This is a genomic window from Pseudomonas sp. TE12508, assembly GCF_056279485.1.
This window is the reverse complement of sequence record NZ_JBWCCN010000034.1, coordinates 1-21,988: the sequence shown is the minus strand read 5'-3', so window position 1 is coordinate 21,988 and position 21,988 is coordinate 1. Positions and strand designations below refer to the sequence as shown.

General features: G+C 58.2%; 22 protein-coding genes. 10 read left to right on the top strand and 12 right to left on the bottom strand.

Features of this window, described 5'->3' with window-relative positions; genetic code table 11:
* Positions 1-110: 110 nt before the first annotated feature.
* The 4 genes from ACZ9IM_RS30125 to ACZ9IM_RS30110 form a co-directional block, all read right to left on the bottom strand.
* Positions 111-554 (bottom strand): SRPBCC family protein, encoded by a 444-nt coding sequence (locus tag ACZ9IM_RS30125; RefSeq protein WP_476225812.1) that lies wholly within the window; start codon positions 552-554, stop codon positions 111-113.
* A 66-nt stretch (positions 555-620) separates the two neighbouring features.
* Entirely contained in the window at positions 621-2,189 is a 1,569-nt protein-coding gene (locus ACZ9IM_RS30120) for a bacteriocin immunity protein (protein WP_476225811.1), read from the bottom strand.
* 96 nt (positions 2,190-2,285) lie between these two features.
* Positions 2,286-2,561 carry a bacteriocin immunity protein gene (locus tag ACZ9IM_RS30115; protein WP_427628278.1) on the bottom strand — a complete coding sequence of 92 codons (276 nt, stop codon included), beginning with the start codon at positions 2,559-2,561 and terminating at the stop codon, positions 2,286-2,288.
* Complete coding sequence (locus tag ACZ9IM_RS30110) at positions 2,561-5,125, bottom strand: S-type pyocin domain-containing protein (protein ID WP_476225810.1); 2,565 nt, start codon at positions 5,123-5,125, stop codon at positions 2,561-2,563. The genes ACZ9IM_RS30115 and ACZ9IM_RS30110 overlap by 1 nt, the downstream gene beginning before the upstream one ends.
* Positions 5,126-5,350: 225 nt before the next feature.
* Between ACZ9IM_RS30110 and ACZ9IM_RS30105 the strand changes: the two genes are divergently transcribed.
* Positions 5,351-5,776 (top strand): YciI family protein, encoded by a 426-nt coding sequence (locus tag ACZ9IM_RS30105; protein WP_427628282.1) that lies wholly within the window; start codon positions 5,351-5,353, stop codon positions 5,774-5,776.
* A gap of 230 nt (positions 5,777-6,006) precedes the next feature.
* Here the strand turns inward: ACZ9IM_RS30105 and ACZ9IM_RS30100 are convergent, their stop codons facing one another.
* From ACZ9IM_RS30100 to ACZ9IM_RS30085, 4 genes are all read right to left on the bottom strand, one after another.
* Positions 6,007-6,684, bottom strand: a complete 678-nt coding sequence (locus tag ACZ9IM_RS30100; RefSeq protein WP_476225809.1) for a DUF3313 domain-containing protein — start codon at positions 6,682-6,684, stop codon at positions 6,007-6,009.
* A gap of 160 nt (positions 6,685-6,844) precedes the next feature.
* Positions 6,845-7,813 (bottom strand): hypothetical protein, encoded by a 969-nt coding sequence (locus ACZ9IM_RS30095; protein ID WP_476225808.1) that lies wholly within the window; start codon positions 7,811-7,813, stop codon positions 6,845-6,847.
* 226 nt (positions 7,814-8,039) lie between these two features.
* A complete protein-coding gene (locus ACZ9IM_RS30090) occupies positions 8,040-8,534 on the bottom strand; it encodes a DUF934 domain-containing protein (protein WP_427628070.1) in 495 nt (164 codons plus the stop codon).
* Entirely contained in the window at positions 8,531-10,204 is a 1,674-nt protein-coding gene (locus ACZ9IM_RS30085) for a nitrite/sulfite reductase (protein WP_476225807.1), read from the bottom strand. The genes ACZ9IM_RS30090 and ACZ9IM_RS30085 overlap by 4 nt, the downstream gene beginning before the upstream one ends.
* A 423-nt stretch (positions 10,205-10,627) precedes the next feature.
* Between ACZ9IM_RS30085 and ccoN the strand changes: the two genes are divergently transcribed.
* Both ccoN and ACZ9IM_RS30075 read left to right on the top strand, forming a co-directional pair.
* Positions 10,628-12,055 carry a cytochrome-c oxidase, cbb3-type subunit I gene (gene ccoN / locus ACZ9IM_RS30080; protein ID WP_427628066.1) on the top strand — a complete coding sequence of 476 codons (1,428 nt, stop codon included), beginning with the start codon at positions 10,628-10,630 and terminating at the stop codon, positions 12,053-12,055.
* A gap of 15 nt (positions 12,056-12,070) precedes the next feature.
* Positions 12,071-12,292 (top strand): hypothetical protein, encoded by a 222-nt coding sequence (locus tag ACZ9IM_RS30075; RefSeq protein ID WP_052963449.1) that lies wholly within the window; start codon positions 12,071-12,073, stop codon positions 12,290-12,292.
* Positions 12,293-12,425: 133 nt separating this feature from the next.
* Here the strand turns inward: ACZ9IM_RS30075 and ACZ9IM_RS30070 are convergent, their stop codons facing one another.
* Positions 12,426-12,920, bottom strand: coding sequence for a hypothetical protein (locus ACZ9IM_RS30070; RefSeq protein WP_427628064.1), 495 nt, complete (start codon positions 12,918-12,920; stop codon positions 12,426-12,428).
* A gap of 70 nt (positions 12,921-12,990) precedes the next feature.
* On the bottom strand, positions 12,991-13,767 hold the full coding sequence (locus tag ACZ9IM_RS30065; RefSeq protein ID WP_476225806.1) for a helix-turn-helix domain-containing protein: 777 nt from the start codon (positions 13,765-13,767) through the stop codon (positions 12,991-12,993).
* 92 nt (positions 13,768-13,859) lie between these two features.
* Here ACZ9IM_RS30065 and ACZ9IM_RS30060 point away from each other — a divergent pair, with 92 nt between their 5' ends.
* On the top strand, positions 13,860-14,552 hold the full coding sequence (locus ACZ9IM_RS30060) for an aspartate/glutamate racemase family protein (RefSeq protein ID WP_476225805.1): 693 nt from the start codon (positions 13,860-13,862) through the stop codon (positions 14,550-14,552).
* A gap of 145 nt (positions 14,553-14,697) precedes the next feature.
* Here ACZ9IM_RS30060 and ACZ9IM_RS30055 read toward each other — a convergent pair whose 3' ends face one another.
* Positions 14,698-15,222, bottom strand: a complete 525-nt coding sequence (locus ACZ9IM_RS30055) for a GNAT family N-acetyltransferase (protein WP_476225804.1) — start codon at positions 15,220-15,222, stop codon at positions 14,698-14,700.
* A 312-nt stretch (positions 15,223-15,534) separates the two neighbouring features.
* Between ACZ9IM_RS30055 and ACZ9IM_RS30050 the strand changes: the two genes are divergently transcribed.
* From ACZ9IM_RS30050 to ACZ9IM_RS30025, 6 genes are all read left to right on the top strand, one after another.
* Entirely contained in the window at positions 15,535-16,329 is a 795-nt protein-coding gene (locus ACZ9IM_RS30050; protein WP_427628056.1) for a hypothetical protein, read from the top strand.
* Positions 16,326-17,600 (top strand): MFS transporter, encoded by a 1,275-nt coding sequence (locus tag ACZ9IM_RS30045; RefSeq protein ID WP_476225803.1) that lies wholly within the window; start codon positions 16,326-16,328, stop codon positions 17,598-17,600. Before ACZ9IM_RS30050 ends, ACZ9IM_RS30045 begins: the two co-directional genes overlap by 4 nt.
* A 13-nt stretch (positions 17,601-17,613) precedes the next feature.
* Positions 17,614-18,519 carry a fatty acid desaturase family protein gene (locus ACZ9IM_RS30040; RefSeq protein ID WP_476225802.1) on the top strand — a complete coding sequence of 302 codons (906 nt, stop codon included), beginning with the start codon at positions 17,614-17,616 and terminating at the stop codon, positions 18,517-18,519.
* Between the two features lie 3 nt (positions 18,520-18,522).
* Positions 18,523-19,506: a fatty acid desaturase family protein gene (locus ACZ9IM_RS30035; RefSeq protein WP_427628051.1), complete on the top strand. Its 984-nt coding sequence runs from the start codon at positions 18,523-18,525 to the stop codon at positions 19,504-19,506.
* Between the two features lie 3 nt (positions 19,507-19,509).
* Positions 19,510-20,265, top strand: coding sequence for a metal-dependent hydrolase (locus tag ACZ9IM_RS30030; RefSeq protein WP_427628049.1), 756 nt, complete (start codon positions 19,510-19,512; stop codon positions 20,263-20,265).
* 182 nt (positions 20,266-20,447) lie between these two features.
* Positions 20,448-20,597, top strand: coding sequence for a hypothetical protein (locus tag ACZ9IM_RS30025; RefSeq protein WP_185022035.1), 150 nt, complete (start codon positions 20,448-20,450; stop codon positions 20,595-20,597).
* A 123-nt stretch (positions 20,598-20,720) separates the two neighbouring features.
* Here the strand turns inward: ACZ9IM_RS30025 and ACZ9IM_RS30020 are convergent, their stop codons facing one another.
* Entirely contained in the window at positions 20,721-21,698 is a 978-nt protein-coding gene (locus ACZ9IM_RS30020) for a LysR substrate-binding domain-containing protein (RefSeq protein ID WP_427628047.1), read from the bottom strand.
* Positions 21,699-21,988: the final 290 nt, after the last annotated feature.

The following is a 21,988-nucleotide window of genomic DNA, read 5'->3' as shown; positions in this document are numbered from 1 at the left end:
TGCACGGGTCGTATTTGCACTGCTGAAAGGGCAGAGTGAATACCAAGCGAAAACGGGTTGAGGGCTTCCCCTCAACCATAGAATCTCCCACAGGACCGTATACGGGCTGCTTAACCGAGCAAGCGCAACATATTGCGATGCCGCGCTTCGAAAATCCGCCGCATGTAGGCATTGACCAGCAACCATTCCAACGGTGCGCCACCCATGGCTGCATAGGTCACACGGTCGGTGTACAGCGTACCGCCCTCACCCGCCGCCACCCGATGTTCATGACGAAAGGCAGCCATGGGCCCCTCAAGCATTTCATCGATGAAATGGTGCTCTCCCACCTCGCGGATCACCACCGTCCAGCTCGATGGGATCAGGTTGAACATCCAGTGCCGAAAGCGAAACTGGCGACCGGCTTCGATGCGCAGGTTACTCAAATCGATATCGCTCAACAGCGTGACTCGCTCTGGAAAGATCTTCGGGAAGTTCACGCCTTCCAGACAGAAGTCGAGGACTTGCTCGGGGGTACGATTGAGGATCAGGGTGGTGAGTTCCAGTACAGGCATAGACCGTAACATTTCCTTTGTTTGGCGGGGTGGCTGATTGGACAGCCGTGTTAACACGGCACCGTGCTAGGGCTTTGCTTGAGCAATGCTCATTTCGGGGTATTCGTTCCGGTCTCTGAACATGATGTAAAGCGGGTCCAGGCCAGACGCTGGCGGGAAGACAACGACGTAGTCATCGAAACGAATCGCGGCCATGTCGTTGAAAGCCTCCAGCAAGGGCACAGGCGAAGAGCGAAGAAATCCCAGCCGATACTCGGGGGCTGGTGCCAGGACCGATGTGGCTTCAAGGGTCGCTGGCGCGCTCCAGCTCACAATTGCCGGGGCCGGCCCGTCAGCGGTAAAACAATAGGTCTTCATCTGCTCATTCCAGACAGCCGCTCGCACCCTCACCCTGGACGACAATACGTTGCCATTAGTCGGCGTAATGGCCACCTGTAGCAATGTGTTTATTTCTCTCAGCCCCCGGGACATCGTCCCTGGTGGAACAGCGTACGCGCCGCTGCTCATCCTGAACGGAAGATCGACTTCGGCACCCGTCGCGGCCAAGTCTTGCCAAGACTGGCCCTCGATCGGCAGCAGCTCGAGCAGTGGAACGCTGAGCCCATACCTTTCCACTTCGGCCCGGCTGGAGAATTCGAATTGCAACACGGCAGCGTATTGACCTTGATGGTCCTGGGTTCCCGAGGTTATCTGCCAGGTAAACTCCGCCACCGCCGAGCGTATGGCTTTTTGCAGTGCTACCCGATGGGTCTCCAGGGGTTGCGAAAGGCCGCCATCGAGGAAAATACCCGGTCGCGCATTGGCAAAGGCAAGCGGCGCAAAAAGAAGCTCGCCCGCCTGGGTCGGCCCTGCTCCCTGCTGATAACGCTGATCAACGAGTTGTGTTTGCGCGACCCCCAGCAGCGCTTCGGCACCCACTTGAAAACGATGGAGACGTTGATTGATTTCATTCAACTTCGCCAGATAACGGTCGTGAGTGGCATTGATCTGCTGGGCGATACTTTGCCACTGCGCGAGTTCGGACCGGGCGTAGGATAGCTCGCGCCGGGCGCTGTCTCTTTTGAACCCGATGCTCATTTTCCAGAATTCGTATCGGCGGGCCGCCACGCGCGCTTCAAATTCAGAAGTTTCCAGAGCACGGATGTCCGCCTCGCGCCCACGGATGTCCACTTGGGCGTTCTGTCGCTGACGCAAGTGTTTAATCTGTTGCTCGAATACACTGAGTGCCGCTTCTGCCGCCCGTTCTGAGTCCGCCAGATCTACAGCGACTTTATGTACGTCAGCCAGGTTCCAGGCGATACGTTGCTGTGTCATCTGCGCCGGGGTCAACGGTGCTCCCGGTCTTGCAGCAACCGGACGTGGAACAGGAACACCCTCCCCTTTTAATGCGGCACGCCCCTGCTTGTGGTGCCAGTCCTTGACGTAGTACACGACCGAGCCCGATGAATAAGTGTTCGTATCGTCCTCTGGCGGATAAAACAGCAGGTCGGCCCCTTTGGGATCACCGACGATGCGGTCGAAATGATTGATCAGTCGGTCGTGGTCCTGTTTCGGCAGATCGACGGCCCAGATTCTGTTCACCAAGGCCTGGAATTCCGATTCGGTGTAATCCTTGAGTGTTGTTTTAAGTTCCATCTTTGTTGCTTCCTTGTTTCGGGCACACAACGGCTGCCAGATAACAGCATCTGCTCATGTGTGATGAGCAGATGCCTTTGAATTGGATGCGTGCAGTTACTCTGGCTTGAAGCCGGGTTTGTTATTGAGTGCGCGCCATTCTTTGACTTCTTTCAGGATGCGTTCGGGGCTATCTTCCTGACCGCCCTTAGGATGGAGAATGACATCCGAACCATCTGGATGCTCAGTCACTGCCTCGAAGTGCAATACACCTTTGATTATGTATGCGTCGAAATCATCATCAGATAAATCTCGCCCCCCTTCAAAAAGGCCTCGAAGAAACTCCAGAAATTCAGATTCTGTGTAGTCCTCAAAATGCTCTTTAAACTCCATCAGTCAATTCCTTTGCCATGTAGAAGAATATGCCGCTTAGGCGTCATGACTAACAAATTATCCATGTCGTAAACACCTCCTCCTTGTGCAACTTCAAAAATATGATGAATCTCAAATTTAACTCGCCCTCCATTCCTGTCGTTAGGCGAGGCGAAGGGTGCTTTGCCTTTTTGCATCAAGATCAAATCAATGGTTTTAAATTGACTGCTCAACTCCGCATCCGCCGCAACAGCCTTCCAAAACGCTCGCCTGAAGCCATGAAAATTCCTGAACTCCTGCCACCGCAATTGATCCGCAATGTGCGAAGGAATCGGAGCCCCCTTTCCCCTCGCGTCATCCCCAAGCCAAACCTCCGAGGCATCGGATCCCCAACCTATTGCAGTCCCCGGATCATCACGCCGATCCAGAAACAGGACATCCGACGAAGGCAACTCCATATCCGCCGGATACCCAGGAATACTGGCACCGATCTGCCCTTCGTCAACAGCCGGAAACGTCTCGTTTTGCGGTAGGACCGGGATGATCGGTGTGCCGGGATAAACTGCTGGAATCGACGGTGTAACCGGAGAGGTTGTAGGACCGAGGTGTTCGATACCTGGCGGCACCAGGGGTGTCCAGGTTCCGACACCAACCGGACGAATCGGCCAGGGCAGGACCGCAGGAGTGATCCCCAGCCGTCCCTGGATGCTTTGCGGCGTGGTGATGCTGATTTTGTCGAGGTTGAAAGGATTGGCGCCGAGCTCTGCCCGCTCCTGATAGCGCAGTTCGAACTCGCGTCGCTCACCGACCCAGGTACTTTTCGGCGCGTACGGCGCGAAGCCTTGTTCGATGCGCTTTTTGTTCACCTCATCGAATTGAGCGATGAGCGTCGGATGCTCGCCGAGCGTTCGCCACAGCGCTTCGTCGAAGGCGGCGAGCGAATTGAATTCACGACCACGAAACTGGTCGCCTATCTGCACGGGAATGGCAGCACCTTGCGCCTGGCTCGTGGTTTTCCACCAGTCATTCGCCGCCGGTTTACCGACCCCTGTGACGACGCCCGAGCCTATCGGTGGCAGATTGAAGGTGAAGTAAATCGGCGGCTGATCAGGCACGCACACAATGCAATCGCTGATACGCAGATCGACGCCCGCCGCAATGGCCTCGACCTGGGGTGTCAACACGCTCAGCCCGGGCTGACTGGCAGTGGCAACCTGAGTGGTGTCCGGGGTGAATTGCAGGTGCCTGGCTGGCGATCCGGGAATCTCGGCGCTATAGAGGCCGGTCAGCGGGTCAAGCACCGCATTGATGACCGGCACATCAGCACCAATGGCATCGCCCGTAGCGACAGCGATGATCGCGGTGCCTTCCGGCACGGTTTCAGGTTTGAGTCGGTATGCGACCTCCACTGAACCGCCCGCATCGGCGATCGATTGCAACGCTTGGCGGTCAGTAAGACCCAACGTTGGCGCGGGCACCCCGACAGCCTGAAACAAACGCCGACGTTGCTCAGCGCTCAACTCACCATCACCAAGGGTTGGCGAGTACACCATCGCGGTGACGAACACCGGTCCCGTTTTTGCGGCAATCCGCCCGAAATCGATGAGGGTATTGACGGCAGACTGGACAGCCATTTCAAGCACTGCAGCACCTTGCTGCGCAACGAATATGCCATCGCGCGTCAAAGCCATCCCGCCAGCGGTCAGCGAAGACACCGGGACTGTCAGCGTGTTGGCCTGCCTGACCCGCTCAACCCGTGCATCTTCATCGGCCTGCTGCTTGAAGCGAACTCGAGCTTCACGCTGCCTGGCGTACTGGCGTTGGGCCTCCCAGACCGCTTCCCTTTCGCGCCAGACAATCGTCTGCTCGGCATGACGCCTGGCCAGCGCGCTGGACTTGTCAGTGAGTGCGCTTATCTGTGTGGATAGCAGCCTCGCTTCGTGGGCCGCGTTGTAGGCGTTTTCCCAGATCTGGTGGCCGTGAACGAGCGCCTCGCCGAATTGCTCCAGTCGGGCCCGGTAATCGTTAACCGTGCGGGTGAGTGGATCGTGTCCATCGAATGATCGGGCAACCGCGTTCTTTGCGTTCAGTTCTGCGGTTTTTCGGGTGATCAGCCCATCAATTTCTTGTTTTTGTTTGGTGATGTTGTGAAGCTGCAAGCGCTCGTTCAAGTGGATATCGGGCGGTCGTCGCGCCGCCAGGACTTCCTGTTCCAGGGTCGGAGCGAGTTGTGCGGATCGGGCAGCAAAACGTTGGTCTACCTCGACTCTTACGGCAGCATGATGCTGCGCCAGCCCCTCGAGCTGTTGATGCCGGGCCTGCAAGCGGGCCTGCTCCTGAGCTTGGGCTGCGGCTGCCTGTGCTTGAGCCGCCTCGGCCTGCACACGCTCTTTTTCCTTCTTCTGACGATCAGCTTCTATGGCCCGCCTGCGAGCCTTTTGTCTTTTCTTGCTGGTTCTACCGAATCCGCCTGAAACCCCTGCGCCGCCACCAAAACCGCCGCCTGAGCCACCACTCGAAGCGGGTGGTCCGGACCTGATGACAACACTTCCTGACGTTCCATCGTAATGTGTTTGTTGTGCCATACAGTCTCTCCTTGTCTGTAGGCACAGCATGTCGATGCAACCGCAGTCAGGTGCGGTACATAGTTATCGGTGTGGATTTAAAACGAGGTGCTATTTGAGGGAATCAATCACCCTCACAGGTAACAAATCCACTTCTTTTGCGGTCTTTCGTTAAAGGTAGTGTCGATTCGGGCGACGGCCATTCGACTAGACAGTGAGTCACTCAAATCCAGCGGAGACAAAACCATGCGATTCATGATCATTGTGAAAGCCAGCCCGGATTCCGAGGCCGGTGTGATGCCCAGCGAAGAACTGATGACCGCGATGGGCAATTTCAACGAGGAACTGGCCAAGGCTGGCATCCTCATCGATTGCGACGGCCTGCAGCCCAGCAGTAGAGGTGCCCGCGTACGTTTTTCGGGTGACGAGCGTACGGTGATCGACGGCCCGTTCGCCGAAACCAGGGAGCTGATCGCTGGCTACTGGTTGTGGCAGGTGAAGTCGAAAGAGGAAGCGATCGAGTGGGTCAAGCGCTGCCCCAACCCGATGCCGGGCACAGAGGCCGAGATCGAGATTCGCCAGGTGTACGAGGCCGAAGACTTCGGGGCCGAGTTCACACCGCAGTTGCGCGAGCAGGAAGAACGAGTACGTGCGCAGGCGAAGAAGCACTGAAGCAAAACTTATGCACCTGACATACCTGATGCACTTCTGATGCACCTGATGCCGCTTGATGCGTCGTAGCGGGGTATCGGGATTGCGGGGGGAATTAGTGGTACCGGGAGACCGCTTTCGCGAGCAAGCCCGCTCCCACATTTGATCTCTGGTGTTCACAAAATCTGTGATCGAAACAGAATCAATGTGGGAGCGGGCTTGCTCGCGAAGAGGCCCTCAGCCCCGCCGCATTACTTGGACTTGGACTTGAGTTTCAGATACGACTGATGCATATCCGACGCCCAGCCATCGATCACGTTTTTCACGTCACCGGCCTTCATCACCTGATCTGAGCTTTCCAGCGGTTTGCCAATGCCCTTGCGCACCACTTGGGCCACGACTTTGTTGTTGCCACCATCGAGAAACACCGCTTCGGTGGCCAGATTGGTTTCCTGGTCGCGAATGCCGCTGGCGGTACTGACTGCCGCCGCTACCAGGGCGATCGGGATCACTTCATAAGGCTGGAGGCTTTCGGTCTTGCTGGTAACAGAGGTGATCGCCGCACGCACCACCAAAACGCCAGGGCCGGGACCGCTGGCCAATGGCAGGGATTTACCCACCTCGCGTTTGAGCGCCTGATCGTAGTAACTGGTGATGCCGTTCAGTGTGGTCTGAGGGATTTTCACCGTCGGCTGCGGTTTGGGATAGAGCTGAGTCGGCTCGATGTAGACACTGGTGAATTTGTTGATATCGAGCTTGGGGTCCATCCAGCGCATCACCACAGCGCCCGATGGCGACTTGGCTTCCTTGAGCTGACTGTAGTCCTTGAGAAAACCGGAATACTGGTCCGGCTCGACGACTTTGCTCGAGCAACCCACCACCCCAATCGAGGCGATGCACAGTGTGCTCATCAGTAACGCAAGCTTCATGCTGTAACTCCTGTCAGAAGGCCGGGCAACAATATTGAATACGGGAATTACAGGTATAGCCAATGCTCGGCACTTTGTTATCAAAAAGCACAATATTCACCTATTGCTGAAGTGATCGCGGCCATATTCAAAGGCCCCTTCGCGGGCAAGCCCTGGTCAATCACCACGAAGATCCGCTTCTCGCCGCCAATTCCCGCCGACTATTGGCGCGCATCGCCTTGATCAGCGACACCGTGCCCACCAGGATGATCACCGCCGCGAACAGGAAGTCGATGCTGTACAGCTGAAAGTCGTTCAACGGCCCCACCAGAAACACCCGGATCGCACCAATACTCACCAGCGTCGCGAGAAAATCGATACCCGGCTCATCGCGATAAAACACGTGCAGCAGCGGCAGGCACATCACCAGCAACAACAGCAGCACAATCACCTTGAACGAGCCTTTGCGCTCGACACTGAACGCGCATTCGTTGGCGCCGTAGGGCTTGTAATCCTCCTCGCGAATCAACGAGTTTTTCTCGTTGATGTACTCGACACGGTTGTACTTCCGGATCGGCGTAAAGGTGTTCGACATCTCCATGCCAGTGGTGATGTGCCTGAACTTCAGGTCAATGCGTTCATTGCCTTTGAGGATGTACAGCACTGGTTTGTAGCCGTAGCGATAGGTGTCGAACGGAAAGTCCGTCGACCGCCCCAAGACCCCGATGGGTCTGGACTCAAGTTCCGCGTAGGCACTTTTATCGGTCGAAGACAGGTTGCGGCTCAGGGGCTTGATCCTGACCTGCTCCATGAGAATCGGCGCAATGCCGTAGGACCACTGCAGGGGTTCCATGCGCAGCCGCAGTTCGTTGCGGCCCAGGTCATAGCGATCAAAGGTTCGCTCGGAGACGATCACCGCGCCCGAGAGCATGAACTCGCCATGAACGTTGTTGGTGATGTGCAGCGACAGTCGATCCCTGCCCGAGCCTGTGGCATCGCTGGCCGGTGGCGTGCCACACCAGGCGTAGCTGCTGAAGGTCTCCCCGAGCTGGCCGTTACGGTTCTCTTTGAACACATAAAAGTAACTGCCCCACAGGGCCGCCATCAGCAGCAACGCGAAAAGCCCTAAAATCTTCTTGCCCACGCTCAAACCAGACTCCTTTCTTTGCCGACTCCCTATGAGGCGCGGACTCTATCAAAATGCCATCATTGGCCCAAGCAAAAATCCCCGTACACAGAAGATCCTTGTGGGAGCGGGCTTGCTCGCGAAAGCGGTGTATCAGTCGACTTCAATGTTGAATGTCAGTCAGCTTTCGCGAGCAAGCCCGCTCCCACAGGGGTTGCGCTAACTGACTGGGATTTGAGCCGGGAAAGCTTCAGCGCCGCCTGAACAACGGCCGCGGCTCAATCACCGAGCGTCCGTACAACACGCTCATCCCCGCCAGCCCCTTGAGTGCATCTTCAGCGGATTTATCTTCGCGCACGGCAAAGCTGTCGAAACCGCATTGACGCATGTGGCTGAGTTGATCGCGCAGTACATCACCAATCGCGCGCAATTCGCCTTGCCAACCGAAACGCGTACGCAGCAGATAGGCCTGGCTGTAGGCGCGTCCGTCGCGAAAACTCGGAAAATCCAGGGCAATCAGCGGCAGGTCGGGAAACCACGGGGTCAGGTTTGTCACTTCATCGTTGGGCCCCAGCCAGACGCCTTCGAGCGCTGTCGTGGTATTGGCGTTGAGGGCCAGCCATTGGGGTAACGGTAGTATCAGCGGTCCGACCGGCAACTCGTCCGTTGCTTCACGAATCAACTGCCACGGATCATCGCGCACCCACTCGGCACCGCCCTCTTGCAAACGCAGCAGATTATTCATGCCGACACCTCCAGCATTTTCGGGTAAACCCGCTCCTTGAACGGCTCCAGACCGATGCGTGCCAAGGTATCGACGAACAGTTCCTCGCTCTCGCGGTAGCGGACAAATGTAGCGATGATCCGCTCGATCACCGCGGGCACTTCGGCGGCGCTGAAGGACGGCCCGATGACTTTGCCCAACGCGCTGTTCTTGCCCTGGGCGCCGCCAAGGGTGATCTGGTACCACTCGCTGCCGTTCTTATCGACGCCAAGAATGCCTATGTTGCCGATGTGGTGGTGGCCGCAGGCGTTCATGCAACCGGAGATATTCAGACTGATGTCGCCCAGGTCATGCAGGTAATCCAGGTCCTCGAAACGCGCCTGTATCGCTTGTGCGACGGGAATGGATTTGGCGTTAGCCAACGCGCAGAAGTCGCCGCCGGGGCAGGCGATGATGTCGGTCAACAAGCCGATGTTGGCGCATCCCAGGCCTTGCTCGCAGGCCAGGCACCACAGAGCGTAAAGGTCGGCCTTCGGCACATCCGGCAGGACGACGTTCTGTTCATGGGCGATGCGAATTTCGCCGAAGCCGAACTGTTCGGACCACTGGGCCACCGCCTCCATCTGCTCGGCCGTGACATCCCCCGGCGGCGCGGCGATGCCCGGTTTGGTCGACAGCACCACGCTGGCGTAACCCGGCACCTTGTGCGGTTGAACGTTGCGCGTCACCCAACGGGCGAAGGCCGGGTTCTCGGCCAGGCGTGTGCCGAAGTCCAGATCGGTGCCGGCCAGTGAGCGGTAATCGGGCGACACGAAGGCACTGGCGACACGCTCATACTCGACGTCGGTCAACTGCGCCGGACCGTCCTTGAGGTGCTGCCACTCCTCCTCCACTTCCTTGGCGAAGGCTTTGATACCCAGTGCCTTGACCAGAATCTTGATCCGCGCCTTGTACTTGTTATCGCGCCGCCCGTGGCGGTTATAGACGCGCAATACCGCCTCGACGTAGGACAGCAAGTGCTGCCACGGCAAGCCTTCGCGGATCTGCAAACCGAGAATCGGCGTGCGCCCCAAGCCGCCACCAACGATCACCCGCAAGAGCATTTGCCCGCTCTCATCGCGATAAAGATAGAGGCCGATGTCATGCATCATGATCGCCGCGCGGTCCTGCTTCGCCGAGCAGATGGCGATCTTGAACTTGCGCGGCAGGAACAGGAATTCCGGGTTGATGGTCGACCATTGCCGCAGGATCTCTGCCAGCGGGCGCGGGTCCATCAACTCGTCCGCCGCGACGCCGGCGAAGGCCTCGGTGGTGATGTTGCGCACGCAGTTGCCGGAGGTCTGGATCGCATGCATTTCCACCTGAGCCAGACGTTCGAGAATGTCCGGCACCTGGGCCAGTTCGATCCAGTTGAACTGCATGTTCTGCCGGGTGGTGAAGTGGCCGTAGCCACGATCGTAGTCCCGCGCAATGCTCGCCAGAATGCGCATTTGCTTGGCGCTCAGGGTGCCGTAAGGAATCGCCACGCGCAGCATGTAGGCATGCTTTTGCATGTACAGGCCGTTCTGCAGGCGCAGGGGCAGGAACTCTTCTTCGCTCAACTCCCCGGCCATGAAACGTTCGACCTGATCGCGAAACTGCGCAACACGCTCGAACACCAGGGCCCGGTCGTAGTCATCGTATTGATACATGTGGCTGCCTCATCAGGAATTTTGCACAGAACCTGTGGGAGCGGCTGTGGTGAGGGGGCTTGCCCCCGTTGGGTTGCGAAGCAGCCCCAAAATCTCTGATGCACCAGAGATCTTGTGAGTGCTACGCACTCAAACGGGGGCAAGCCCCCTCGCCACAGGGGCTCCCACAGGAATTGCGATGTATCGAACTCTGCGGTTCGCTCTTGGGGTGCAACTATGCGACAGCAGCGCAGCACGTTACAGATTCAGCTAAACACTAAAAAACCGTATCAGTACGCGGCCTACGGCCGCAGGCCGGCATCACATCTGATCCGCATAAACTCGGTTTTTCTGAGTCTGTTTTGTTTGCGGCAGGGTTTCTACAGTTCATGCATGCCAGACCGGGTGGCCTGGCAAGTCTTTGCAACCGTGGAAGAATTGACCATGAGCACAGCAACAATCGGACAGGCCTATAACTACAAGGTCGTTCGCCAATTCGTCGTGGCAACCATCGTCTGGGGCGTCGTCGGGATGGCGATGGGGGTGTGGATCGCCTCGCAACTGGTATGGCCCGAGATGAACCTCGACCTGCCGTGGACCACCTTCGGCCGCTTGCGTCCGCTGCACACCAGCCTGGTGATTTTCGGCTTTGCCGGCAGCGCGCAATTCGCCGCCAGTTACTACGCGGTGCAACGCACCTGCCAGGTGCGGCTGTACTCCGACAAGCTCGCAGCATTCACCTTCTGGGGCTGGCAATCGGTGATCGTGGTGATGCTGATCACCCTGCCGCTGGGCTACACCACCACCAAGGAATACGCCGAGATCGAATTCTCCGGCGCGGTGTGGATGACCGTGGTCTGGGTCGCTTACGCCATCGTGTTCTTCACCACCGTGGTGCAACGCAAGACCAAACACATCTACGTCGGCAACTGGTTCTTCGGCGCGTTCATCGTGGTGATCGCCATGCTGCATGTGGTCAATCACCTGTCGATTCCGGTGGACTGGTTCAAGTCGTATCCGGTGTATTCCGGGGCCACCGATGCCATGGTGCAGTGGTGGTACGGGCACAACGCGGTGGGATTCTTCCTGACCACCGGCTTTCTCGGGATGATGTATTACTTCGTGCCAAAACAGGTGGGTCGGCCGGTGTATTCCTATCGTTTGTCCATCGTGCATTTCTGGGCGCTGATCACCCTGTACATCTGGGCCGGCCCACACCATTTGCACTACACCGCGTTGCCAGACTGGGCGCAGTCGCTGGGCATGGCGATGTCGCTGATCCTGTTGGCGCCGAGTTGGGGCGGAATGATCAACGGCATGATGACCCTGTCGGGCGCCTGGCATAAGTTGCGCACCGACCCGATCCTGCGCTTTCTGGTGCTGTCCCTGGCCTTCTACGGCATGTCGACATTTGAAGGGCCGATGATGGCGATCAAGACGGTGAACGCCCTCTCCCACTACACCGACTGGACCATCGGCCACGTTCACGCCGGGGCCCTGGGCTGGGTGGCTATGATCACCTTCGGCGCCATCTACCACATGGTCCCGAAAGTCTTCGGCCGCCCGCAGATGCACAGCATCGGCCTGATCAACGCGCACTTCTGGCTGGCGACCATCGGCACCGTGCTGTACATCGCCTCGATGTGGGTCAACGGAATCACCCAGGGTTTGATGTGGCGCGCGATCAACGACGACGGCACCCTCACCTATTCGTTCGTCGAAGCCTTGCAGGCCAGTCATCCGGGGTTCGTCGTGCGTTTCGTGGGCGGGGTGTTCTTCCTCAGCGGCATGTTGCTGATGGCCTACAACACCTGGCGCACGGTGCGGGTGTCGGACGTGAGGATGGCTGAACTTGAAGCGCAGATTGCCTGAGGCAAGGAGCCTGACATGATCGAGATGGGGTTGAATCTATTGGGTGTTCTGGGGCTTTGGCTGGCGGTCGAGTACTGCCTGAAACACCAGACGGCCGAGAGCCTGGACGATGCCAGCCTGATTCCGTTCGCCGATGATCCCGAGGTGGCGCGGCGGGTGGAATTGGCGACGGGTAAGACTGTGAAAGCGGTGGCGCCGGAAGAGGTGAAGCCGGGTTGGGGCAACCTCGAAATTTAATGCAGCACCAATGATCGTTCCCACGCTCTGCGTGGGAATGCAGCCCGGGACGCTCTGCGTCCCATTGGAACGCGGAGCGTCCCTTGAGGCATTCCCACGCAGAGCGTGGGAACGATCATCATGCTCAGAGAATTCAGCCGCGCTCGCGGGGAATCAGGCTCTGCAGTTGCTGCGCCAGGAAGTTCGCATCGAAGGCAAAGGTGTCCGGGTCTTTCAAGCCATTGGTCTTGCGCCATTGCCAATTGCTGGAGGGCGGCAGGCACACCAGCGAAATGCTGCCATAACGCGCGGCAGTCAAGCCCATCACTGCGAGGGAAATCTGCCCACCCGCGCCCATCACGTCCGGCACGAACTCCACCGGTTTCCCGGCGATCACAATGGACAGTTTCTCGGTTTTGAATGTCGACGTCTCAAGCGGCACGCTCGGCCCGGACGCGACATACTCCTCGCGGCTCACTTCCAACAGATTCGGCGCCAGAACCGGTGCCAGCCACTGCTGGATCTGATCGAACAACTCACCAATGCGCGTCGCCCACACGGCCGATTGCGACTCAAACAGTTGCTTCTTGTGCGCTTCGCTATCTGCATAGTGGCGAAGCATCTCGCCCAGTTGCTGTACATCGTCCATTGCGGTGTTCCTTTGGTTGAAGCGTTGCTGCGGACTTTGAGCATGGCAGATGCGCGCCACAGGCGTACGACTAAAAGCGTGAACGGTATTGGCGAGGGGTCATGCCCAGGTGCTTGCGAAAGGCACTGCCCATGTGCGACTGATGGGCGAAACCGGCATCCAGAGCGATACAGGCCAAGGACAGATCAGTGCACTCGATCATCCTTCGTGCCGCCTGAAGGCGCATTTCAATGAGGTAAGCGTGGGGTGTCAGGCCGATAGCCTGGGTGAAATCGCGCAGAAAGCGCAGCTCGTTTTGCCCATAGGTGGCGGCCAATTGTTCCAGCGTCAGAGGCTGCTGGAACTGCTCACTGATCTGCTCCATGACGCGGGCGAAGGCCCGGGGCGCAGCACGCTGCGTAGTATCGGCTTTCGAATTCGCGACACCAACCAGCGCCACGGCACATTGCTCAAGCGCCAGCAAGTCGGGCTGCGTGGCGAGCAACTGACGCCGTACCTCTCGCGCCAGAGACAACGCCCGTCGATTACCGCAAGACTGCACGCGGTGGGTGACAGAGGGTAACTGTTCGCTGGCGAACTGCTCGTCCAACTGCATCAGCAGATACTCACCACCGGTGGCTGATTCGGAAAACACCTCCACGCCAATAGGCGTATAAGCCAATACACCCGCAAAGGTATCAAAATCTGTCCGTCGGTCAGAGTCGATCGCATGCACGCCTTGCTGACGTTCCAGCGTCACCCCGAGCGTTTTTGACTGTGCCGGATCGCGCGCGCTGTAGGCCGCACGAGGCAAGAGTTGCAGGCAGATTTTGCCACCCGGCAGGCGCCGGCTCAGCACACTGGGCATGTGAAATTTCCTGATAGATCGCCATGAAGACCCACGGGATACTCTCGAATAAAGAGCACCCTCGCAAGGGTTTGCCATTACGGGAGCACAACATGCGCACCATCGGCCTTATCGGCGGCATGAGCTGGGAGTCCAGCGCCGAGTATTACCGTCTCATCAACCAGCAGGTACGTGATCGCCTCGGGCCGTTGCGTTCGGCGAAACTGTTGATGTACAGCGTCGACTTCGGCCCGGTCGAACAGGCCCAGCATGCCGGGCGCTGGGACGACGCGGCGGCGATTCTGGTGGATGCGGCCCAGCGTCTGCAGGCTGGTGGCGCCGAGTGCGTGGTGCTGTGTACCAATACCATGCACAAGGTGGCCGGGCAGATTCAGGCCGCCATCGATATTCCGTTCCTGCACATTGCCGATCCGGCTGGTCAAGCGGCATTGGACGCCGGTGCGCTGCGGGTGGGTTTGCTGGGTACTGCGTTCACCATGGAGCAGGACTTTATCAAGACACGTCTGACGGCCAAGGGCCTGAAGGTGCTGGTACCGGAGGCTGAGGAGCGCCAGGCCATTCACCGGATCATCTATGACGAGTTGTGCGTCGGGGTGATTAGCGAGGCGTCACGCCAGGTTTATCAACGGGTGATCGAGTCGCTGACTGAACGCGGCGCCCAGGCGATCATCCTCGGCTGTACCGAAATCGGCCTGCTGATCAAACCCGAGCACAGCGCCCTGCCCTTGCTCGACACCACCGAACTGCATGCGCAGGCGGCGGTGGCGTTCGCGTTGGACGACTGACTCGCGCAGAACCTGTAGGAGCGAGCGGTGCGGCGATCCGACTTGCCCGCGAAGAATGCACTGCGGTTTTTCAGGTATTACGCGTCATCGTTCTTCGCGGGCAAGCCACGCTCCCACAGGATGTTCGTCGCTCACATTTCTTGACTTACCGGCGTTGGGCCTCGGGCGTGCGACGCAGGCGCGCCATGCTCAGGGTATCGACCAGCCGACCGTCACGCACGGCGTAATCGCGAAACAGGCCTTCGGTCTCGAAACCGAATTTCTGGTACAGGCCGATGGCCGCTTCGTTGTCGGCGTACACCGAAAGTTCTACCCGTTGCAGGTTCATCCAGTTGTCGGCGACGTCCAGCGCTGCCGCCAGCAGTTTCGAGCCGACACCCTTGCCCTGCCACGCCACGGCGACACCCATGCCAAAGCTACCGGCGTGGCTGCGGCGGATCCGCGAAAACTGCTCCAGGCCAATGTTGCCGATGACCGATCCCTGGTGCAACGCCACCAGTTTCACCGCCCGCTCGTTGTCCGCCATCAGGCGTTGGCGCCAGACCTCGCTGGACTGAAACGGCATTTGCAGCACCTGCCGGGCCACGGCGGGGTCGTTGTAGAGCGCGGTGATGCCCTCGATGTGGGATTCGTTGAAGCGTTCGAGGGTAATGACGGAGTCGGCGGGCATGAAATGTTTCGTCCTTGATGCGTGCATGGCCGCCTACTCTATAACGGCGCAAACCTTTGTGGCGAGGAGGCTTGTCCCTCCTCCCAGGAAAATCAAAAGATCGCAGCCTTCGGCAGCTCCTACAGGGACCGTATGAACCCGTCATTGCGTGGGCGCGCGCAGCCTCGGCAGGAGCTGCCGAAGACTGCGATCTTTTGCGCTTGATGGCAGGCTGGCGATGTTTTTTTGGCCAGATCATCAGACGTTCACATAGGCGCAATACATTAGCGCGGATTGATTTCTCGCCCCTTCAATCTGTGAGCCGTATACGTAATGTTGCCTGTTGCCGAGATGGAAGCTGCCTTAAAAAACGGGACTCCAAAGGTCCCTGATCGTTGCGCTGGTAGACATGAAGTGGGGGCTTACAGCCCCTCTAATGACCTTGAGATCGAGGTTCGATTTCTGTCGCCAGCTGACATTCCTTCGGTGCTTGAACTTGAGCAAAGGAAATGGGAAGGCGATCAGCGCGCAGACGCCTCGATGCTGGCGTCACGGATCGCCTCCTTCCCTGCATTGAGTATCGGCGCTTTTTGCACTCGCACGGGTGATGCGCTGGCGTCGTTGTTCATGAAACCTGCCCGGCACGAGATCATACGCAAGTGCCCAACGTGGGAAGACTGTGCAAGAAAACACCACGGCGACGAGTCCGCAAAAACCGGTGTGCTGTTTGGCATCAGCCTGAGCAGTGTTGATCCGAAAGCGGCAGAAGCCATTTTCGAGTTCTTTTGGCCCCATGCGCTGAAGGCGGGATGGTCAGATGTCTATCTTGGCTCGCCAATCCCGGGCCTTCGTAACTGGATCTCGAAAAACCCTGATAGTCCGGTAACACAGTATGTGCGAAGTGAACATAAAGGCCTGCCGCTGGATCCACAACTGCGGTACTACTTCAAAAGAGGCTTTCGCAAGATCGTCGCCATCAACGACAACTATTTCCCGCATGCCCCTTCACTGGATTTTGGCGTGCTGATCTTAGGTAAAGTGCCACTCTCCGGTCTTTCCTTTATATGGAAGCGGGTTCCGCTGCCTTGGCTGCAGCGTATGAAAAAACTGTTCTTCGTGTGCTTATGAACGCTTCCCTGACAACAGAAAGCGCAGCACGTCCACTCGCGCACGACAGATGTTTTTGGCGACTGCTGGCCTGCGCTGCGGCGTCCATGATGGGAGACCAGTTCACCCTTGTCGCCTTTCCCCTGCTAGTCATGGCGATAACGCCAGACCCGATGGCGCTCGGCTGGGCTTTTGCCGCGCTTGCATTACCGCGCGCCTTGTTCCTGTTGGCTGGCGGCTCGCTGGTCGACCGTTTTGGCGCCCGCTCGGTATGGATGTTCGGCTGCTGTTCGAGTGCAATAGCGCTATGCGGTTTGTCCTGGGCGGTTTTTCAAGGTCACGCCACGTTGCCCGTGATCTATGGATGCGCCGCATTATTGGGGCTGTTCAGCGCGCTCACTTTACCGGCCGGCAGTGCCCTGGTGCCTGGCATTGTGAACCCGCGCGATCTGGAGCAGGCCAACGCCGTCTTTCTTGCACTCAGACAGGTAACCATGGCCCTGGGTCCGGTCGCCGCCGGTGCACTAATCGCCAGCGCGATTTTGCCCTCTGATGTGCGCTCAGATTCAAACGGCGCGCTGGACGGCTATGCCATCGCGTTTGCACTCGACGCGCTGACCTTTGCCCTGTCCGCGCTCGGGCTGAGCAGTTTGCGTATCCGCAGAACGACTTCCCTTGGTTTCGGTTCCACCGCCACGGAAGGCCTGCGTTATTTCTTTCAGAATCGGCGGCTTCGTACGTATCTGGCCTACATGGCGGCGATGACGCTGTTCATGAGCGGACCGGTACAGATCGCCGTGCCGCTACTGGTTCACATGCGTTTCACGCCCGAGGCGCAAGCCCTGGGCTGGCTATTCGGGGCCCAAGGCGCGGGGACCTTGGTGGGCATGCTGATGTTCACTGCCCACCCGAAACTGCGGATTATCAATTTAGGCACCACCCTGCTCGCAATGGATGCCGCCATCGCCTTGCTGCTGATGCCGCTGGGATGGGTATACGCCCTCTGGCAAGGCGTGGCACTGCTGTTCGCCATCGGTATCTTTGGCGGCTTTGTGCAGGTCATGGCGTACACCTGGCTGCAGCGAGCATTGCCGCCAGCATTGCTCGGTCGCGGCATGAGCCTGTTCATGCTCGTGTTTGCCGGACTCGCGCCGGTCTCGGCAGCGATTTCAGGCTGGGTTTTGCAATTCACCGCCATCGAAGCCGTGTTCGTAGCATCCGGTGTGCTGCTATTGACGACGGTGGCGTTCTTTTACGTTGGCTCGGGCCTTGGGAGGCTGTCGGATGTTTAATCGAATAGAGCCTTTGAACAGTGCCACGAGGTCTGCCCGTCATGTAGATACCGGCTTGGCAGCCTCTCATTCATTGCGCTCCAACATGCCCAGCTATCTGTTCATGGCCCTGTGCGCCTTGAATACGGCCGCGATTGTCTGGCTGGCTGCTCACGATGAGTTCGGATGGCTTGCCGTTGCTCCGCTGATAGTGCTTCAGGCGATCCTGATGATCGGGGTTCAGGAGGCCAAACATCAATGTGTGCATCGTCAGTTCCTCGTTGGCACGCGTCTGAACGATGCAGTGGGTGTATTCACGGCTGCCATTTTCGGCGTGAACTTCGTGGGCTACCGCTGCTTTCACCTCGAACACCATCGCAAAACGTGCCAGGCCGATGATCCCGAAGGGTTGCTGTACCAACAGACATGGCGAACACGCCTGATCAGCCTGTTTGGCGCCGTTGAGCAACTGTGGGTTGCCGTTTCCATCAATATTTTTTCCCGAGGCTACACACCTCCTCATGCGCTCTGGCGCTGGCGCTGGAACAATGCCTTTCTCGCCGTTTTCGTCGCAGCGCTGGCTTTGGGCATCCATGAGGTGCCTCGACAAATCGTATGCGCCTACCTGCTTCCGTATTGCATTTTTGCCTGGCTGGATTTCTGGTTGACCCAGGCCGAGCACTATGGGGTACCGATCTCGGCTCAAGGCTCGCGCCGCGCGCCCTGTGACATCACGACCGATTTATATCTGCCAACGCCACTGTCCTGGCTCATCCTGCATCGCTCGTTGCACCGAATTCACCATGATGCACCGGCGACGCGCTGGTTCCATGCCCACGCTCAATCGAGGGCTCTGGCCGAACGCAAGCCAGGCGGCGTGACGGACCTCCCCACCTTCTATGCGACCTGGATGCGACTCGGTCCCCGACTCTGGAAGTAAGCCATGACAGACGCAGCTATCGAATCACGGCACACAAAGACTGCCGAGCCCCAATATCCCATCCGCACTGTAGAGCGCGCCCAGCTGTTGGAGTGGGGCAAACCCGCCCCATTGCGTTTACTCGCCGCCACGGTTTTCGAGTGGGGGCTAATCCTGTGTACGGCAGGTCTGGCCATGTACGCAGGCACGATTTGGGCCTCGGTGTTGGCCGTTGTGTTCATCGGCGCAAGGCAGCATGCATTGCTCATTCTGATGCATGAGTTTTCACACCGGCAGTTCAGCCGGACTCGCCCCATGCTCAACGACACCCTTGGCGATTTCCTGACGGCAATCCCGTTCACCATCACCATTTTCGGGTTTCGTCGCGACCACACCGCCCACCATCGGCATACCGCAACCGACCGCGATCCCAACTGGGTTTCATGCAAGGGACAGGACCGATTCACCTTTCCAAAATCCGCGTTCAACATTGTCATCCTGTTGCTCAAACACTGCGCAGGGCTTTACGGCTTCCACGAGTTGAAAACGGCCCTGGTGACGTCAAAAATGGCGTCGCAATGCCCACCTTCCACGCGGTATCGACAATGGATTTTTGCCGTTTTGCTCGCGGGAGTTTTCACCTGGTTCCACCTCTGGCTGGCGGCCTTGGTGTACTGGCTCCTGCCTCTGTTTACCGTGTTGATGGCCCTGCTGTACTGGCGCGATGTGGCAGAACACTTCGCCATGCCCAACCCCGGTCCCGGAGCATCCCGAACGGTGATTGCAACCTGGTGGGAACGCTTGTTGATCGCCCCCCACGGCGTCGGCTTTCATGCCGAACACCACCTGTATCCTGCCGTGCCATGCTTTCGCCTTAGGCAGGTGCATGAGGCGCTAGCGAAAGACGAGGCGCATGCCCGGCAGGCGCACATCACGCGTGGTTATTTCTCGGGATTGATTCGCGAGATCGCTGCCGCCGACACCCCCCGCTCATGTGTGAGCCATTGACGCATGGATTATCTCGAGAAGCCTGTATCCGACAATAGTGAAGAGGCCACCCTCTTCAAGCCATTCTGGAACGACACGTCAATCAAGACTTACCTGTTCGATGCCTGTTCGGTATTGCTTCCGGCCGGTGAGCAATTCGTGATCTCGGTGGTGGAGTCAGCCGCTTTGCGGCTGCAACAGACTTCAGTTCTTGCCGAATGTTCGCTCAACTTCGTGGCAGAGGAACGGGCCCACCAGCGAGCGCACAGGCTGTACAACCAGCAACTGGAAACCCAGGGGTTTGAAGTCAAGAAGTTCGAGCACATGATCGAAAAAGATCTCGAGGCTCTTCAGTCAAAATTGTCACTCAATGCGCAATTGGCATTGGCTGCCGCGTTCGAGCACGTGACGGCCGTTATGTCCGCTGCCGCCTTGCGCAGAAACGGCTTGCTCTCGGTCAAGGAGTCACCACAGACCCGCCTGTGGCGATGGCATTGCGCTGAAGAAGTGGCGCACCAGCACGTCACCACGGACCTGCTGCGGTCGCTGGGCATACCCTATTGGCAGCGGATTTTCTATTTCCTGGCAGCATCGGGGCTCATGGCGTTCGATGTCATTCGTCACATACACAGTTTTGCCCGCCTCGACATCGCCCGCGGCCGCGTCAGCTCGAAGGAAGTACGGCGTGCTGCGGGCAGCTTGCTGTTGCGCGATGGCACCAATCTGGTGTTGATGGCAATCGGATGGGCCGCCTACTTTCTTCCGCTGAAAAAAAGCTAAGGGGTCAGCTCGATAAAAGAGCGACATGGTTGAACGGGTGACGCGACAACCACCTGCTAGAGTAAAAAGCATACCCATCGACTATCCAGCACCGGAGTCGTGCACCGCCACCTCGATTTTTGACTTGAGGAACGACGTTATTCGCCGGACTGAATGTCACCTTCGGAAATGAGGAAATTTCTATGAAAGGTTTGCTTCGCGCCGCAGGATTCAGCCTGATGGCGTTTTTCGCAAGTTGTGGTGTTGGTGCTCAGACAGTGCACAGTCATGCTGCGCCGCCTGCCTTCACCGCCACACCGGCCGATATCCAAGCGGATAGCCAAAGAAATTGATCGTTCTCATGTTCCACGGAAGGCTTGGGGACGGGCTTGCTCGCGAAGGCGGTGGTCCGTCGGTATCAATGTTGCCTGACACACCGTCTTCGCGAGCAAGCCCGCTCCCACATTAGTTAGCCGTCAACTCTCGAACCACTCCCGCCGCTCGTTGAAGGTGTTGTGGATCAGCTCGACGATGCTCTGCACCTCACCTTCATCCCGGGAGTCGGCATTGACCGCCATCCACACCTGGCGCTGCATCGGTTGCTTGAAGAGCCCGGGTAACGCCACCAGCCCCCGGTCGAATTGGCTCATGTAGTGCGGTAGCAAACCGATGCAGGCGCTGCAGCGGATCATCTCAAGCATCAGCTCATAGGAATGCAGCTGCACCACGCCCGCCAGACGCTGCTCCACCAGACTGTTCCACGGGCCAAAAGCGGCAATATGGCGGTCGTGCTGCCATTGCACCAGCATGAAATCGGCCAGGTCACCCAGGCTATCCGGCCGGGCCGCGACCCGTGAATACCGTTTGGCGATGTGCGGCAGATAGTCCAGCCGTGCCAGACGCTGGGGTTCGCTGATGGCGAAACTGGGGCCTGGCAATGGCGAATCGGTGCCGGCCAGCCACACCACCACATCGGCGCTGATCGCTCGCAGCGACAGTTCACTGTCCAGGGAAATGATGTCCAGGCGCACACTGGCGTTGCGCCGCAGCAGCGAGACCAGATCACGGCCGAGGATGTCGTGCAGGATCGACTCGGCGACGGCCAGGCGAATCAAGGGCTGTTCGATCACGGGCAAGTCGCGTTCGCGGGCCAGGGCAATCAACTGCGCCTGGAGCCGCAAGCCGTCACGACTAAGTGCAAAGCCATTGCTCGAGTGGCTGAACAGCGAACGCCGCAGTTGCGCTTCAAGTTGTGCCAGCTGTTTACGCAATTGGGTCGATTTGATGTTGAGGCTGCGGGCCGCTTGCATGAAACAACCGCAACGGGCGCAGACCCGGAAAGACTGCACCAGCACCGGATCGATTCCGGCCAGTGAGTGTAAGGATTGGTTTTGTTCTACGGGCCATTGGTACTCGGTCACACCCTGACGATCAGTGGGTTCCATGAATGACATTGATCACTCCCTGTCGATCTGTCCTTGAGCGTTTTATCCTGCTGACTGTTTATGAACCTGATGTGACAACCGGGCAAAAACCGGATCAAATCGCCTGATGTCGGCCAGTCACGGTACGGAACCTGTGGGAGCGGGCTTGCTCGCGAAAGCGGTGTGTCAGGCGACATCAATGTGGACTGTGCCGCCGTCTTCGCGATGTAGAAACGGATACATCCTTTACAATCGAGACCGGGGACATCCTTTACGTTTTTGTGGGTTTGAAAGGCGGTTTTCACCGCTTTTCAAACGAC